We start from the raw sequence: 15,650 nt of genomic DNA, 5'->3' as shown, positions 1-15,650 counted from the left end.
AGGGAGTCTTTTTTATCCGAGCAAAAACTGATCCGCCAAAGTAAACAGCAGAATCGTCAGACTAATCACCTGATTCAGATTGTAGGAGGCAAGCTGCATCCGCCTGCGGCTGGAAGGCTTGATCATGCGATGCTCCACGGCCAGCAGCAGCACCGAGATGGCAATTCCCGTCAAGTAGAGCCAGCCCAAACCTTGGATAAAGTAAAGGGAAAGCAGCAGCATGACCATAATCCCGTGCAGCATTCTGGAAATGAGCAGTCCGCCTTCGAATCCAAACGCGCGGGGAATGCTCCATAAGCCGGTGCTGCGATCGAATTCGATATCCTGCGTGGCGTAGATGATATCAAATCCCGCAATCCACAGCATCACGACCGTGCCGATGATAAACGGAATGAAGGCCAACTCCCCCGTTACGGCAAACCATGCCCCGATCGGAGCCGAAGCGATCGTAAAGCCCAGGTACAGATGGCACAGCCAGGTGAAGCGCTTGGTGTACGAGTACGTGCAGATCAGCACAATCGCTGCCGGTGATAGCACCAAGCAGAGCGGATTCAGCATGCCGGCCGCGAGAATAAAGACGGCAAAGTTAACGACCACAAATACGTACACCTCGCGAGGCTGCAGAAGCTTTCTTGGCATATGGCGGTCCGCCGTTCTCGGGTTGGCCGTGTCGAACTTCAAATCGACGACGCGATTGAAGGCATTGGCCCCGTTGCGGGCGGCCACCAGCGCAATCAACGACCACAGCACGACATGCCATGACGGCACGCCGCCGGCGGCCCAGACCATGGATATGATCGCAAAGGGCAGCGAGAACAGCGTGTGGGAGAACATCACCAGTTCTCCGAACATTTTGGTCTTATGAACGACTTTATACATCATCTGCATCCGGATCCAACCTCATTCGTTTATGTTTGGGATAACCCTGCCAGCACCTTATCCAAGGCACGGAGCATCGCTTCGATCTCTTCCTCCGGGATGATCATGGCGGGCTGAAAGGCCAGCACGTTTCGGCCCACCCCATTTTTACCGATAATAAAGCCTTCATCCTTCATGCGCTCCAGAATAATATCCGTCCATGCTGCGCTCTCCTCGTCGGTCGCACCCCGGATTTCGGCTCCGGCCATAAACCCTTTGCCTCGGACATCGGCGATAAGCTCGTATCGGCCCTGCAGCTCCCTCAAGCCTTCGATCAGCCGACCGCCAACGTGCCGGGAACGATCAACCAGGCCCTGCTGCTCGATGTAATCCAATACGGCAAGCGCCGTGGCCGATGATACCGGATTGCCGCCAAAGGTAGAAGCCGAAGGCCGATTCAGACTGGCAGCGATCTCATCCGTCGTGCAGAACGCGCCGATCGGCACGCCATTGCCCAAGGCCTTCGCCATGGTGAGAATATCGGGCACGATGCCGTAATGCTCGATCGCGAACATGCGTCCCGTGCGGCCGCAGCCCGTCTGGATTTCGTCGGCAATCAGAAGAATGCCGTACTCCTCCAGCATCGCCTTCAGCTCACGGAAATACCAATCCGGCGGCACGATCATGCCCCCGTTGCCTTGGATCGGCTCCACGATCATGGCAGCAAAGCTGTTTCCCTTTGCAGCGAGCACGCTCGCCAAGGCTCCAGGGAGCGGCGGGCAGCGGCATCCTGATCCATGCCGGGATCATATGGTCGCGGAATAAACGCAGCCACGTCTTCATCCAGGAAATCGTCGGCACGCCACATCGGAATGCCGGTCACGTTCATGGTCAGGAAGGTGCGCCCATGAAGGCCGTATTCCAGCGCCAGGAAGCGGCGGCGTTTCGTGTGCAGACGCGCGGCGAGCAGCGCGCCTTCATTCGCCTCGGAGCCGCTGTTCACAAAGAACGTTCGCTTTAAGTTGCCGGGCAGAACGCCGTTCGCCAACCGCTCCGCCAGGTCCACCATCGGCTGGGTAAGGTAAATGGTTGACGTATGCTGCAGCGTCTGCAGCTGTTCGATCGTTCTCGCCGTAATGGCTTCATTGCAGTGGCCGCAGGCAACCACCGACACGCCCGTGAAGAAGTCGACATAAGCTTTGCCGTCATGGCCGTAAAGCGTATGCATCTTGCCGCCGACGATCTGGGGCGGTTCGCTGTAGAAATGCGCCGTGCAAGGATAGCCGTACCGCCGGCGCTTGGCAGCGACGGCTTCCGGACCGATATGCGTATGGCCTTCATGTTTCATGGAGGCTCCCCCTCTTTCGATTATTTCCGTTTTTCCATGTTCCGTGATAGAGACTGAGGAAAACGGTGCCTCGCATCGGATCATCTTCCTGCCCCGTCTCTAAGGGATCTCATGCTTCCGTCAGCTCAAGTTCCAGGGAATGGCCGAATTGGAGCGAACCGAGCGTGAACCCGGCGTATACCGGTGCCATGCTTTGATACAGCCTGCCGCATGCATCCAGGTTCGACGCAGCTTGACGATATAACCGCACCAGGCTGCGAAGCTGCTCGGTCGTATACGTTTTTCCTTCGATGCGGAAATGATGGACGCCGGCTTCATACAGCTCCTTCAGGATCGGCATGTAGCACAGCTCCTTCGCCAGCGCCAAGTGGTTGCGCCCTGCGGCGTCCCGGTAAACGGGGTTCTCCCCTTTATCCGTAAGCAGCACGAGATGGCGGTTATCCACGAAACGGTTGTCCTCTTCCGCTATGGGCTCGAACTCTGCGGCATTGGCGTATAAATCATGCTCCAGATACATGACGATTGGCGAGCCGTGAACGATGATCTCAAGGGGAATCTCCGGATGGCGCAGCAATTTCGTCAAATCATGGAGCTGAAGCTCAAGGGACGGATTGATTCGGGATATGCCAAAATGGTCCTGATAAAACGAAGCCGCCATATGGTTGTAGATGTTCAGGCTGAAATCGGCGATCAGCGGCAGCCCGATGGTTTGAAACTTGTGCATGGCACCGATGTTGGTCGCAAGCAGGCCGTCCAGACCATAATGGTTAAACTCCTTGCCTGCGCTGAGAAACTGATGGTACTGCTCCATCTGAAGCTCATTCATCATGCGGGGCATGCCAAGGACAATCTCCGCGTCCCCTTTATCCGCCGTCAAGGCTTCGATGTCTTTGCGGCTAAACGGACCATCCGGCTGGAATACGTCCCCCGTCAGGTAAATGACGCCTGCTCCTTCTTCTAATGCCGCACGGGCCTGCTCTACCGTGTTGACATGCACCGTAATTTGCGGAATCGACGTGCCCGGCCGTTCCCGCTTCGCATGGCGAAGCGATTCCTTCACCTGAAGCACCCGTTCCTCCTTCGTCTCGCGTTCGGCGGTAGGCGTACTGAACACCTTCCCCGTACTGTAAAACTTGCCTGTTCCCTCATAGCGGCGATTAATGAAGCCCAGTCCCGGCTTGCCGAAGGCATAAGCCGTCGTGAAATCGCGCTTGCGATGTTTATGCAGCGTGTCCGCCCCCGCCTCGCGATTGTAGCCCAGCGGATCCGCAATATAACGATCGATGGCGTCTCCGTACGAATTCACGACCATCAGCAAAAACTCGGTGTCTCTCATGCGTCCTTCAATTTTGAAGCTGGTGATGCCGGACTTGATCAGCTCAGGAATGCTCTCGTACATGTACATATCCTTGGCCGCGAGCGGATACTCGGTCGGATAGAGATAGCCGTCCTTCTTCACCCGGTAATCCCAGCGGCAAGGCTTCATGCAGCGCCCGCGGTTGGAGCTGTTGCCGAACAGCATCGAGCTGTACAGGCAGTTGGCCCCGTGAACCGTGCACATGTCGCCGTGCACAAAATACTCGAACTCCATCCCGCTCCTGGCCTGCAGCACCTCTGCCGTTTTCAGGTCCATTTCGCGGGAAGCCACGATGCGGGAAACGCCCAATGCTTTGAGCGCTTCGATCATTTCCAGGTTGTGCACGTTCATCATGACCGAGGAGTGAACCGGAATATTCGTGTAATTCATCTCTTGGATCAGGGGAAACACGGCCAGGTCCTGCGCGATAATGGCATCCGGGCCGATCTCGTTCAGAAAGGCGAAGTAGCGCTTCGCTTCCTCCAAGTCCTCTTCATTCATCAGGTTGTTCACTGTAATGTAGGCACGTTTCCCGCGGTCATGCGCCAATTGGACGGCCTCGCCGACCTCCTCATAACTTAAGTTGTATCCCTTGCGCATCATACGCATGTTCAGCGATGGCCCCCCGAAATATACGGCATCGCAGTTTGCGTCAATGACGGTCTTGAATATCTCGAATGTTCCGGCTGGAGCCAATAGTTCCACTTCTTTACCGTTAAAATAACGAGCCACAGTCCGTTCCCCCTACTCCCAAAAATATATTTTTTTCGATTGTAACATAATTCACAAATAAGATTAGTGAATTATTTCACAGCGATATTCACAGTAGGATCCCAGATTTGAAAGGTAAATCAAGCTACGAGTCGATTTTCTATTGACCAAACGTTCATTCAATAATAAAATAATGTTCAACAAGCGCTTCACATTATTGAAAATCGAATGGAGGTATTCTATTGGATCTGCACTATGAAGTTCATGGAAACGGTAAGCCTATCGTCCTTGTTCACAGCGGTGGAGCCGATCTGCGGGACTGGAGTTATCTTGTCCCTCTTTTAGCGGAGCATTTTTGCGTCATTGCCTTTGACGGTCGCGGAGCCGGACGCTCTCCCTCTCCCGCTCAGCCGCCGAATTATGTTGAAGATTTGTTATCTCTTCTTGATCATCTGGATATTCCGCAAGCTGCGATTGTCGGTCATTCTATGGGCGGCCGGATTGCCACGGAGTTCGCGATCCATTATCCTGAAAGGGTATCGAAACTGATTGTCATAGCGCCCGCCCTGTCCGGTTTCCCTTATTCTGAGGAAATGCAAACCTACATGCTCGGGGTAAGCGCCGCTGCCCCTGATATCGAGAAAATGATCGAGCTGTGCATTGAGCCGCCTTCTTATGAAATTACAAGGAACCGCGCCGAGCGGGAGCTGATGGTCCAAATGCTTCGCCACCATTTCGAGCGGACGTTTACCTGGTCCACCTTTGACTCGGTTTGGCCGGAGCCGCCGGCGATGGATCGACTACAGGATATCTCGGCCAGAACGCTGTTCATCATAGGAGATCATGAACTGACCGATAACCAGCAGGTAGGAGAACAATTTCGAAGGGTTCCGGGCATTCGATTTGCCACCATCGCGGGAGCGGATCACATGGTCACGCTAACGCATCCGGAGGAGTTATCCCTTCATATCACCCCATTCGTAAAGGAATGAAGATTTATGCCACGCTCACCCATCGAGAACGAACGCATACGCCAGATGGCAAAAGAGAAGATTTTGGAAACTGCCATGGATTTGTTTATCCATCAGGGGTACCATGCCACTTCCATTAGCGATGTAGCCAAGAAAGCCGGTACATCCAAAGGGCTGCTCTATAATTACTTTTCAGGCAAGGAAGGACTTCTTGCCGCTATGGTCGAGGAGCGAATCGCAAGCGTTGCCGAAGTTATGGAGAATTCCGCTTCACTCCAAGCACCAGCGGATCAGCTGAAATATATTTTGGAGCAAGCCATCGACAACGTCTATCAGCAGCCGGAGGTATTCCGGTTTTACTTGCATCTTCAAACACAGCCCGAAGCGGATCAAGAGCTGTTTCCCTACAGCAAGCGTCTTGTGGAAGAGGCTGCACGGCAATTTGAGATTCAATGCCGCATATTCGAAAGTCTCGGAGTACCCGAGCCGCGCAAGCGCTCCTTGTACTTTTCTTCTACCCTTCAGGGCATCATGTTGATGATATCCACCTATCCCCTGCACTTCCCCATTGAAGAAGTGAAGGAGCAGATGCTGAAGGAGTTTTGCCCGTAACGCCAAAAGAGCCGAGGTTTCCTGTATCTTTAGGATACCTCGGCTCTTTGCTGCACGAAACGATTATTATGGCACACGAAAGGGATGCTGATCTTTATCTATTATGAATTGCCTCTTCTACAGGAAACAGCATGTGGAAAGTATCGCTCTCTTGGTCACGCCCCTCACCGCACCCGTTCAGTCGGTATTCGATTCCCTGTTCCGTCTGCTCCGCTACCAGCTCCTTGCAGAATTCGACGGATTTTACCGGCTTCCCCAGCGGGTCATGCGTAGTATCGAGCCGATGCCGGATGAACTCGCCTTGGTAACCATGCTCCAAATCATGAAAAATGGGGCTGCCCTCTATTGTATACAGCGTCAGCTGTACAGAAGCTGGGTGCTTCTCCTCCACTTGCTTCACGAATTGATCCCATGCCTCCCGGTTGGCAATCAACCCATCTAAACTAAATACAACCTCCCCATTCTTCTTGGCCTGCTCAGGCGTATATCGCAATTGATCGATCAATTCCGTGAGCTGGGCTGTCAACTGCTCGGTCAACGTATATCCTGTGCCGGTATCCGTTATATAGGTAAACATTCCACGTTTACTGTCGGGTTCTAGCCATAGATGAATGGATGTGCTCTCCCCGTCAAGGTGAATCACCGCATCATAATCCGGTTCTCTTACATCCATGATTCCCTGCATCCTCACCGCTGTCCGGATGGCTTCATCGAACACCTCAACGTCCTTCACGCTATCCAGCGTTCCGAAAATACCCGAACTGACTTTACCGAACCCCTGACCGCGGTGGATCGTTACATAATCTTGGAGTTGGCTATCCTCCTCCATTCCTGAAGTTATGGCTCGTTCCCCTGTTTCGGAAGACCTCTTCACATCCCCATCCTTACCGAGACCGCAGCCTGTCAGCAGCATCGTCAAAACCATCACCCATAGCAAGACCGTTCCCCTATTCGCCAGCTTATATTCCCTCATGATCCCCATCGCAACATCACCTCTACCATTCAGACGTATGACAATGCCCATTTGTTACCAAAAGATGGTCGCCTTTTCTTCATCTTGTATCTCATGGCATTAAACGCGGCTGCTTGATCATCGGTAAATCATGCGGAGCGAATCCTGCGGACCCTGATCATGATTGGACTTCCTCATGACATCGATCACGTCCCCGCCCCCATGAATTACAGTAACTTTTTCGATTTTTCTCTTCCTTCATGTCCTTAATCAGTTATGCTATGAATAACAGGATCGAAACGTACGAGGAGGAAAGAAACGATGGCTATTCACTGGCTGGAACCGGATATCGCCGAATGCACCCGAAGAGGAATCGCCTACTTTACGTCGGAGCTGGAGATGGCGAATGGCCTGCCCTGCAAAATGTACCGCATTACCGAGAAGTTCGGGAGTTTATCCGATCATATGCATGACTATCTTCAAATCTGGTATGTCAGCAAAGGCGAATTCATCCATACGCTCTATGGCCAAAAATACCGGATGGTCCAGGGCAATATATTCGTGCTCCCTCCTTACAGCGTCCATCGCGTGGAGATGGTCCCCGGGAAAGAACTGGAGGTGCTCGGGTGCGAATTCATGCCGGCCTTCATTAACGAACAATTGGAGGGAATGCCGGACGAGCCGCAGCTGTTCGACCTTTCCTTCATCAAGCCTTTTGTCACGACCGAAGACCGCGTCCCGCTCAAAATCACCTTGACCGGCGGCAGTGACCTAGTCGTTAAGGAACTCCTGACCGAAATGCTGAACGAGTTCGGAGGCCGGGGCCCATTCTTCGATATTCTGCTGAAGGCCAATCTGCTGAAGCTGCTGGCGATCGTGAACCGCGAGCATGCCGAGCAAAGCAAGCATATATCGGTAACCGCGGGCAGCGCCCCGTATCGGGAGCCCATATTGGAATCCGTTCAATATATCCACGACCACTTCGATCAGCCCCTGTGGCTGGAGGATCTCTGCGCGCGGACGATGATGTCCCGGACGAGCTTTTGCCGACGTTTCAAGGAAGTGACAGGCTGGACCTTCAGCCAGTACTTGGCCAACTACCGGATACGAATGGCGATGCGGCTGCTGACGGAGCCCGAGCTGACGGTAACCGACGTGTGCTTCAAGGTCGGGTTTAACGAGCTTCCATACTTCTGCCGCATTTTCAAGAAATACACAGGAACGACCCCCGCTTATTATAAAAAGAACGCTTTTAAAACCGTGGACTAGCGCCTCGGTACGATAATCCAATAAATAAACACGATAGTGAAATCGAAGCGATCGCTCACATGCTATACTCGGGGCAAGCAATAACGAAGAATCAAGCGACAGGCTCATGTCATCACTGCATCATCAATCCACGATTTTGGAGGAGAACCGATGAACAAAATTACAATTGCCGTGATTGGCTGCGGCACGATTGCGAACAGTGCCCATATCCCCGCCTACATGGCCAACGAAGATGCCGAAATCAAATATTTCTGCGATATCTTGAAGGACCGGGCCGATGCCGCCGTCGCCAAATACGAATGCGGCCAAGCCATCGAAGATTACAACCAGATCCTGAACGACCCTGAGGTCGACGCGGTATCGATCTGTACGCCGAATGACGTTCATGCTTCCATCGCCATCGATTGCTTGCGGGCAGGAAAGCATGTATTATGCGAAAAACCGGCAGCCCGCACCTACGCGGAAGCGCTGGAGATGCAGAAGGTTCAGCACGAAACGGGCAAAACGCTCAATATCGGGGTGGTCAACCGTTACAATGAAAGCGTAAACAGAATCAGAAAAATGATCCAAAACGGCGATCTTGGCGAGCTGTATCACGTTTATGCCAGCTTCCGTTCCCACCGCTCGATCCCGGGTCTCGGCGGCGCCTTCACGACCAAAGCCATTGCCGGCGGCGGCGCGCTGATCGATTGGGGCGTTCACTTCCTCGATGTCGTGATGTACTGTACGGGCGATCCGAAGCCGAAGACCGTCTCCGGTCAGGCTTATTGCAAGCTGGGCAAAGACATGGAGAATTACACCTTCCTCAAAATGTGGGCAGGTCCGCCGAAATATGACGGCACGTATGACGTCGACGATTTTGTCACGGCCCTCGTCCGCACGGAAGGCCCGACCATTTCCCTGAACGGCGCATGGGCGCAAAATATCGGCGCCGAAGAAATGTTCATCGACTTCCTCGGCGACAAAGGCGGCATCCGGCTGAAATACGGCGCGGACTTCACCTTCTACACCACGGAGGACGGCGCATTGATCGAAACCACGCCGAAATTCAATCTCGGCAGCATGTTCCAGAATGAGATCGACGGATTCATCCGCTGCATTCAAACCGGGGAGAAACAGCCTTCGCATATCGATACGGTCATCCTCTCCTCCCAGATCATCCAGGCGATTTACGACTCGTCCGACCAAGGCGCGGAGGTTTCGCTTCAGCCCGTTGCCCAGAACAGCCTATAACCTATAGTTCGAACGCCAGGGAGGCCCTTTATCATGAAAAAAATCGGATTCATCGACCTGCATTTGGACCAGTTCCACGCGAACAAATATCCCGGGTGGATTGAGCAGGCATCGGAACATGCCATGAAGGTCATGTACGCCTACGGCAAGAGAGACAAAGAGAACGGGCTCACGAACGCCGCCTGGAGCAAGGAGTTTGGAATTGAGCTGCTGCCCACGATCGAAGAGGTGGTGGAGCGCAGCGATTACCTGATCGTGCTGTCCCCGGATAACCCGGAATTCCATGAGGAGCTGTCCCAGCTCCCGCTGCAATCCGGCAAGCCGACCTATATCGATAAAACGTTCGCGCCTGACAGGGAAGCGGCCATCCGCCTGTTCGACCTGGCGGCAAAGCACGGAACGCCGATGTATTCGACGTCCGCCCTCCGTTTTGCCAGCGAATACCGTGAGCTGGACCGAAGCGATATTCAAACGATCAGCAGCTGGGGACCGGGCGCCTTCGCCAATTATTCGATTCATCAAATCGAGCCGATCGTTAGCCTGATGGGGACCAGCCCGAAGCGGGTGATGTACATCGGAACGCCTGACTCCCCTGCCCTGCTGATCGATTTCGGGAACGGACAGCAAGCCACCGTGAATCATCTCGGGGATAATTGTCCGTTTACCTTGGGGATAAAAAATGGCGACGGGGGCTTCAAGCAGGTCACCGCGAATTCGAATTTCTTCGCCTTGTTCATCGAGAATCTGGTGAATTTCTTCGAAACGGGCGAGCCTGCCGTCAACTCGGCAGAAACGGTCGCCGTCATCACGATTATCGAGTATGGATTGAAGGCGGCTGACACCCCTTATGTGTGGGTGGATTTGCCTCAATAGCAAAACCAAGGGTTCGTTACACATAGAAATATATAAAAAGAGCTGCTCCAACAGGCCGTAAGGGCCTGAGGGCAGCTCTTTTTCATAAAACCAAGCCAGCTTTGAAATCCAGTTCTGAAGAGTTACACTTCTTTCCGCTGAAAATAGACGAAGCCCGCGAGAAAGAACAGTAGAAACCCTCCCACCACGACGGTCATGAGGCTTTCGAACGGCAGGTTGAATGCGCCGAAATCGGCTTGACCCGCCGGCATCATCGCAAGAAACGGCTGCGTCCACGGATAGTAAGGGGCATACGTCTGCGAGTTGGCTACCAGCATGTTCGGTATGGTGAAAACGACGTTCAATGCCAGCGGAGCGGCAAAGCTGCTCCAGGCCGTTGAGACTCCAAGCTGCAGCGCGGCAAGCGGCAAGCAGGCGACCCAACCGCCAAGCAGGCAGCGCAGCAGCATTTCCCATGGAATCGGAGCATCCACCTTGTGGATCAAACCGGCTCCCAGTACGGCGCCCATGAACAGTAACTGGACGACGGCCAGCAGCATGGCTACCACCGAGAACTTCGCAAAATAGACGGCGCCGCGTGAAACCGGCAGGACGAGCAGCTGTTTCCATCCCCCGCCCGAATGCTCATACCGGCATACCATGGCACTGAATATCCCCGTCAGAATCGGGAGCAGCAGCATGGCATGCAGAACGATCATAATGCTGATCAGATATTCCCATGGCGCCAGCTCCTCAGGCTTTCCGTTTAATATGCCGAGCAGCATAACGAGGACCGCGCACAGGAAGATTTGCGGCCATAGCTTCGATTTCGACAGCTTAAGCCATTCTGCGGACACCGCTCTTAGATAGGATGCCATCTTATTCCACATCCTTTCGGTTAAAATGAATCAGGCCAGCGCATGCGATCACCGCGCCCAGCAGCAAACCCGCTCCGATGACGCGGGCTTCTCCCGGCCCCATGTAAGCCAGCAGTGGCCATTTTAGCGGCATCCAATCAGGAAACTGCAGGGCGAACATCGACACGACCGAAGCGGTAATCCCGATCCCGACCGCGATCCCCTGGTTCTTAAGCGTCAAAGACGTCCACAGCTGAAAGGCCAGCATGGGAAGCGCCGCGAATAACTGCACAAAGCCAATGCGCAGCAGATCGACATACGGCATTTGATCTGCCCCCATCCCCAGTATGATGCCGAGGACGGCGGTGCTGATCGACAGAAGGAAACAGGATACGCAGAGAATCAGGAAGGCCTGCACGAACTTGGCACTGAATACCGCCGTTCTGGATATAGGCAGTGCCAGCAGCTGCTTCCACGAGCTCAGCTGATGCTCCACGTTGGCCATTAGCGAGCAGACCAGCGTGATCCCGAGGAACAGGGCAATCGGCACAAAGAAGAGCACGTTCTCCAGCAGCCCGCCCCAAGGATCCGCCGCGTAGGATTTCATCAGGTAATCGTATCGAAGTCCGAAGTTCAGCCCTTGCATCGCTGCCAGCCCGACGGGACCGAGCGCAGCGAGAAACCAGATGCCTTTGCCCCGGATCTTCAGCCAATCGGCGGAAAGCGCACGGAACATCATACCCGGCTTCCCTCCCCTACGATCTGCATGAAGATATCCTCCAGCGACCTCCGCTGCTCTTCCACCCGGTATACCGCATGCTGGTTCTCCACCAGGCGCTTCACGAGCAGCGCGATTTTGGCATCCTGCATGCTCTCCAGCTCAAGCAGCTGGTTCCGCAGGACGCCTTCGCAGCCTAAGTCTAGGGCTAGTCCCAGCGCTGCCTCAGGCTCGGATACCGATAAGCGGAAACCGCTGGATGCCGTGGATACCAGATTGTCGATCGTATCCTGGAACACCATCCTTCCTTCACGGATAATGCCGACTTTGTCCGCCATCTGCTCGACCTCCCCCAGCAGGTGACTGGATACCAGCACGGTAATGCCGTATTGGCGCGGCATATTCTTGATCAGCTCCCGGATTTCATGTATCCCGGACGGATCCAGGCCGTTGGTCGGCTCGTCCAGAATGAGCAGCTCCGGATTGTTCAGCAGGGCGGCCGCGATGCCAAGACGCTGCTTCATCCCAAGCGAGTATCCCTTGACCGGGCGCTTGGCCTCCTTCGTCAAGGAGACGATCTCCAGCACTTCCGCGATGCGGGATTTCGGGCCGCCGGTAATACGGCGAATGGCTTCCAGATTCTCTACGGCTGTCAGATGGCCGTAATACGATGGATATTCCACGAGCGATCCGGTCCGGCGCAAAATGTCCATTTTTTCGCTCTTTAAATCCTTGCCGAACAAATGAATCGCGCCACGCGTCGGTTGAATGAGTCCGAGCAGCATGCGGATGGTCGTCGTTTTCCCGGCACCGTTCGGGCCGAGGAAGCCGTAAATGTCGCCGCGGGCGATCTCCAGATTCAAATCCACGACCGCTGCGCGCTTTTTGTATATTTTATATAAGCCTTTTGTTTGAATGACGAGTTCCGTCACGTTCATCACCTCAGGTATACATCCTACATGTCCAAGGTTAAACGCCGGTCGGCCCCAAGTTTAAATTTTCTTTAAAAATGCGAGCAGCCTATCCAAACGGTTTCGGAGCGGCTGCCATCATCGGGATAATTTTCGTGGACCTCTGTCGCTGGAGCTTCGTGCAGCTAAGGCCGCTCCGGTGCCGGATCGTTCTTCCGATCGCTGTTAAATCCAGGAAACTGGAATTTGCCCAAGAGGTGGTTTCCCGGATTTAAAGGCGAACGCTTCGCTTCTCCAGTAACGATTCCGTCCCCTCCGCTGATGCATTCACATTAGTTCAAGAGGTTTCTTCACATACGCTAACAGGCATGAAGTAGCCTGCATTGGTATTTGCTTCTGTCGACTGGCTAAGCTAGAGCCTACCTACAGTTTTAGCAAGTGTCCGAATATGATATAATAACTTAGCCGAAACGCTTATGGCGTCCGTACAGGGGGGCTACCTGACGCTGATGATGGCATGCCGATCACTTTTCTCTCTGATAGATCGATTCACCGTTACGATTGGAGCGTGGTTAACCATGAATATGCATGTTTTCGTTCGCCTTGATTTCAGAATGGATCTCTCTTTGAGTCTAGCAGCTGTAGCCTGCCTTGCTTATGAACCCAGTTCACTGACGAGCTCGTGAAACTCGAGCGAAAAGCAATGGTACGAAGACGCCTTATAGGGCGTCTTTTTCTGTTATTGGCAGCAAAAAAAAGAGGAACCGATAATCGTGCCGGCTCCTCTTTTTATCTATTCAACCCGGCCTCAGCACCCCTGATGGAATGCTTGATAGCCCAGCGCTTGATTGCTCAACGCTTCCAGATGCGGATCCTCGTTCCCTCCTCCGAGCTTTCCACATGGCTTTCCAGCCCCATCTCCCTGGTCAGGTGGTCCACGATGGCCAGGCCGATGCCCGTGCCTTTGTTGCCGGAATCGCTTTCGATCCCCGGCCCATGGTCCGAAATGACGAGGACGCCCTCAAGTCCTTCCCTCTCCTCGGTATGAATGCCGATGTACTGCCCGGATCGAGCGTGGCGAGCGACATTTTGGAACAGATTATCGAGGAGCCTCCGGAACCACAGCACGTCTACGTTCCAGTGGAGCGGCTCGTCTCGCACCTGGATGTCAGGCTCGATTCCCGCCTTCTCCCATACCGGATACCAGGCTGCGGCGCTTTCCTTGACGATTCGCAGCACGTCTGCTGATTCCATGTTCAGCTGCACTCTGCCGCTGGTCAGCAAGTTGTAGGACAGCAGATTGTCGATCAGGCCGCCCAAATCGGCGATTTTCGATTCAATGAGTGACAGCGATTCTTTCCCCTTCGGGCTCAGAGGCTCCCTTTCCATGGAGAAAATATGGCTTCGAATCACCGTCAGCGGGGTTCTGAGATCATGGGACAGATTGGCGATCAGGGATTTGCGCAGCTCTTCTTCCTCGCGCTGGCGGCGCTGCCCCTCTTCCAACTGGATGACCATATCGTTATAGCCCTCTTCCAGCTGTCCAATCTCGTCATACTTGGTTAACGTAACCGGCTGCGGTATGCCCGTCGACGCATGGGACGACGTCATGGCCGAACGAAGCCGCAGCAGCCGCTTGCGTATACGCACGAAGAACAGCCAGGAGACCAGAATGAACAGGCCGGACATCGACGCCGTGAACAGCCCGTACAGCGCCGTCTCACTCGCAATGGGCTGCTGGACATTAAGGTATTTTCTCGGCAGCTGCATGACCATGAAGCCTTCTCCCGATCCCTCTCCCCCGATAAAAGCCACGGAGGTGAACGGGTCGCTATCCAGGGAGTTTTTCATAAATTGCACGGTATAGGGGGCGCTCCATACCTCGGGCAGGTTAGGCTGCACCGGCAGCTGCAGCCTGGTCTTATTGCCGCCATCCACCCAGAACATGGAGATCTCCGGATACTCCTGCCGTATCGAATTCAGCTTCTGCTCAATGGCCTCCGGCGAAGCTCCGCTTAATCCGGCTGCTTCCTCGTGCCACATTCTCTCTAACGCGGCACCGCTGGTATATTTCCCGGCCGGGGCCGGCGGCCGATCCGAGAAGGTATCGTTCACGAACCAGTAAAAAATCGACGCTAACGGAAACATGATCGGCATGAAAATCATGGCCATCAAAATCAGCAGCAAATACCGGTTGGTCAGCGAATTGCGGAACCTTCCCTTCTTCCTTTTCCATCTCATGCTCTCACCCGGTAGCCAAGCCCGCGAACGGTCTCAATAATCTCCGGGTTGGCGGGGTCCCGCTCGAGCTTCTCCCGGAGATACCGGATGTGGACCATCAGCGTCTTGTCCCCTTCGATATATGATTCTCCCCAGACCGACTCGTATATTTGCTCCTTGGTCATGACACGCCCCTGGTGCTGGAGCAGATACATAAAGATTTGATGCTGTTTGCCGGTCAGCAGCGTCTCCTCGCCGGTATCCTCGTTCACGATCCGATTCTCGTCTTCATATACCGATAAGTGCTTCACTCGGATGGGCTCCGCGGATTTCACGACAGACCGTCGCAGAAGCACCTCGAGACGGGCAGCCAGCTCGTCCGGGTGAAAAGGCTTTGTCAGGTAATCGTCGGCGAACTCAAGCCCCTGCAGCTTATCGTCAATGGAGGTTCGCGCCGACAGCATCAGGATGGGCAGTCCGGGATAGGCCTTTTTGAGACGCTGCCCGACCGTAAAGCCGTCCAGCCCCGGAAGCATGACGTCCAGAACAACGACCGCGCACGGAGCCGCTTCCTGTACGGCCTGTTCTCCGCTCAGCAGCCACCGCACCTCGTATCCCTTGTCCCTGAGAAATTCGCTGACCCATCCGCCGATCTCCCGGTCATCCTCAATATATAGAATGCATGCGCTCATGGTAAATCTTCCTTTCCGTACGAACATTCGTATCTCCCCATGAGGGGTTATTCTATAGGCCTTTAAGTCAAAAAAAGGCCCTTGCAAGC

13 protein-coding genes and 1 pseudogene are annotated in these 15,650 nt (G+C 54.2%); 5 read left to right on the top strand and 9 right to left on the bottom strand.

Annotated elements, in window-relative coordinates; all coding sequences use genetic code 11:
• Positions 1 to 12: 12 nt before the first annotated feature.
• From AC3RCL_RS03150 to AC3RCL_RS03140, 3 genes and pseudogenes are all read right to left on the bottom strand, one after another.
• Positions 13 to 888, bottom strand: a complete 876-nt coding sequence (locus tag AC3RCL_RS03150) for a UbiA-like polyprenyltransferase (protein ID WP_492534558.1) — start codon at positions 886 to 888, stop codon at positions 13 to 15.
• 20 nt (positions 889 to 908) lie between these two features.
• Positions 909 to 2,206, bottom strand: a pseudogene (locus AC3RCL_RS03145) (aspartate aminotransferase family protein).
• Positions 2,207 to 2,315: 109 nt separating this feature from the next.
• Positions 2,316 to 4,295, bottom strand: coding sequence for a peptidase U32 family protein (locus AC3RCL_RS03140; RefSeq protein WP_492534557.1), 1,980 nt, complete (start codon positions 4,293 to 4,295; stop codon positions 2,316 to 2,318).
• Between the two features lie 221 nt (positions 4,296 to 4,516).
• Here AC3RCL_RS03140 and AC3RCL_RS03135 point away from each other — a divergent pair, with 221 nt between their 5' ends.
• A complete protein-coding gene (locus AC3RCL_RS03135; RefSeq protein ID WP_492534556.1) occupies positions 4,517 to 5,266 on the top strand; it encodes an alpha/beta fold hydrolase in 750 nt (249 codons plus the stop codon).
• A 6-nt stretch (positions 5,267 to 5,272) separates the two neighbouring features.
• Entirely contained in the window at positions 5,273 to 5,857 is a 585-nt protein-coding gene (locus AC3RCL_RS03130; protein ID WP_192569851.1) for a TetR/AcrR family transcriptional regulator, read from the top strand.
• A gap of 94 nt (positions 5,858 to 5,951) precedes the next feature.
• Here AC3RCL_RS03130 and AC3RCL_RS03125 read toward each other — a convergent pair whose 3' ends face one another.
• Positions 5,952 to 6,839: a YhfM domain-containing protein gene (locus tag AC3RCL_RS03125; RefSeq protein ID WP_277747747.1), complete on the bottom strand. Its 888-nt coding sequence runs from the start codon at positions 6,837 to 6,839 to the stop codon at positions 5,952 to 5,954.
• Between the two features lie 291 nt (positions 6,840 to 7,130).
• Here AC3RCL_RS03125 and AC3RCL_RS03120 point away from each other — a divergent pair, with 291 nt between their 5' ends.
• The 3 genes from AC3RCL_RS03120 (at position 7,131) to AC3RCL_RS03110 (ending at position 10,184) form a co-directional block, all read left to right on the top strand.
• Positions 7,131 to 8,078 carry an AraC family transcriptional regulator gene (locus AC3RCL_RS03120; protein ID WP_277747746.1) on the top strand — a complete coding sequence of 316 codons (948 nt, stop codon included), beginning with the start codon at positions 7,131 to 7,133 and terminating at the stop codon, positions 8,076 to 8,078.
• Positions 8,079 to 8,228: 150 nt separating this feature from the next.
• Positions 8,229 to 9,311, top strand: coding sequence for a Gfo/Idh/MocA family protein (locus tag AC3RCL_RS03115; RefSeq protein ID WP_009591335.1), 1,083 nt, complete (start codon positions 8,229 to 8,231; stop codon positions 9,309 to 9,311).
• Positions 9,312 to 9,344: 33 nt separating this feature from the next.
• Positions 9,345 to 10,184, top strand: coding sequence for a Gfo/Idh/MocA family protein (locus tag AC3RCL_RS03110; protein WP_492534555.1), 840 nt, complete (start codon positions 9,345 to 9,347; stop codon positions 10,182 to 10,184).
• A 122-nt stretch (positions 10,185 to 10,306) separates the two neighbouring features.
• Here the strand turns inward: AC3RCL_RS03110 and AC3RCL_RS03105 are convergent, their stop codons facing one another.
• The 5 genes from AC3RCL_RS03105 to AC3RCL_RS03085 form a co-directional block, all read right to left on the bottom strand.
• Entirely contained in the window at positions 10,307 to 11,041 is a 735-nt protein-coding gene (locus tag AC3RCL_RS03105) for an ABC transporter permease (protein WP_492534554.1), read from the bottom strand.
• A gap of 1 nt (position 11,042) precedes the next feature.
• Complete coding sequence (locus AC3RCL_RS03100; RefSeq protein ID WP_492534553.1) at positions 11,043 to 11,759, bottom strand: ABC transporter permease; 717 nt, start codon at positions 11,757 to 11,759, stop codon at positions 11,043 to 11,045.
• On the bottom strand, positions 11,756 to 12,676 hold the full coding sequence (locus tag AC3RCL_RS03095) for an ABC transporter ATP-binding protein (protein WP_492536255.1): 921 nt from the start codon (positions 12,674 to 12,676) through the stop codon (positions 11,756 to 11,758). Before AC3RCL_RS03095 ends, AC3RCL_RS03100 begins: the two co-directional genes overlap by 4 nt.
• Before the next feature lie 825 nt (positions 12,677 to 13,501).
• On the bottom strand, positions 13,502 to 14,890 hold the full coding sequence (locus tag AC3RCL_RS03090; RefSeq protein WP_492534552.1) for a sensor histidine kinase: 1,389 nt from the start codon (positions 14,888 to 14,890) through the stop codon (positions 13,502 to 13,504).
• Positions 14,887 to 15,561, bottom strand: coding sequence for a response regulator transcription factor (locus tag AC3RCL_RS03085; RefSeq protein WP_012818807.1), 675 nt, complete (start codon positions 15,559 to 15,561; stop codon positions 14,887 to 14,889). Before AC3RCL_RS03085 ends, AC3RCL_RS03090 begins: the two co-directional genes overlap by 4 nt.
• Between the last annotated feature and the right edge of the window lie 89 nt (positions 15,562 to 15,650).

It is taken from the genome of Paenibacillus sp. MT86 (genome assembly GCF_058792535.1).
Note: the sequence above shows the minus strand (reverse complement) of the source record. Positions and strands in the feature narration are given on the sequence as shown.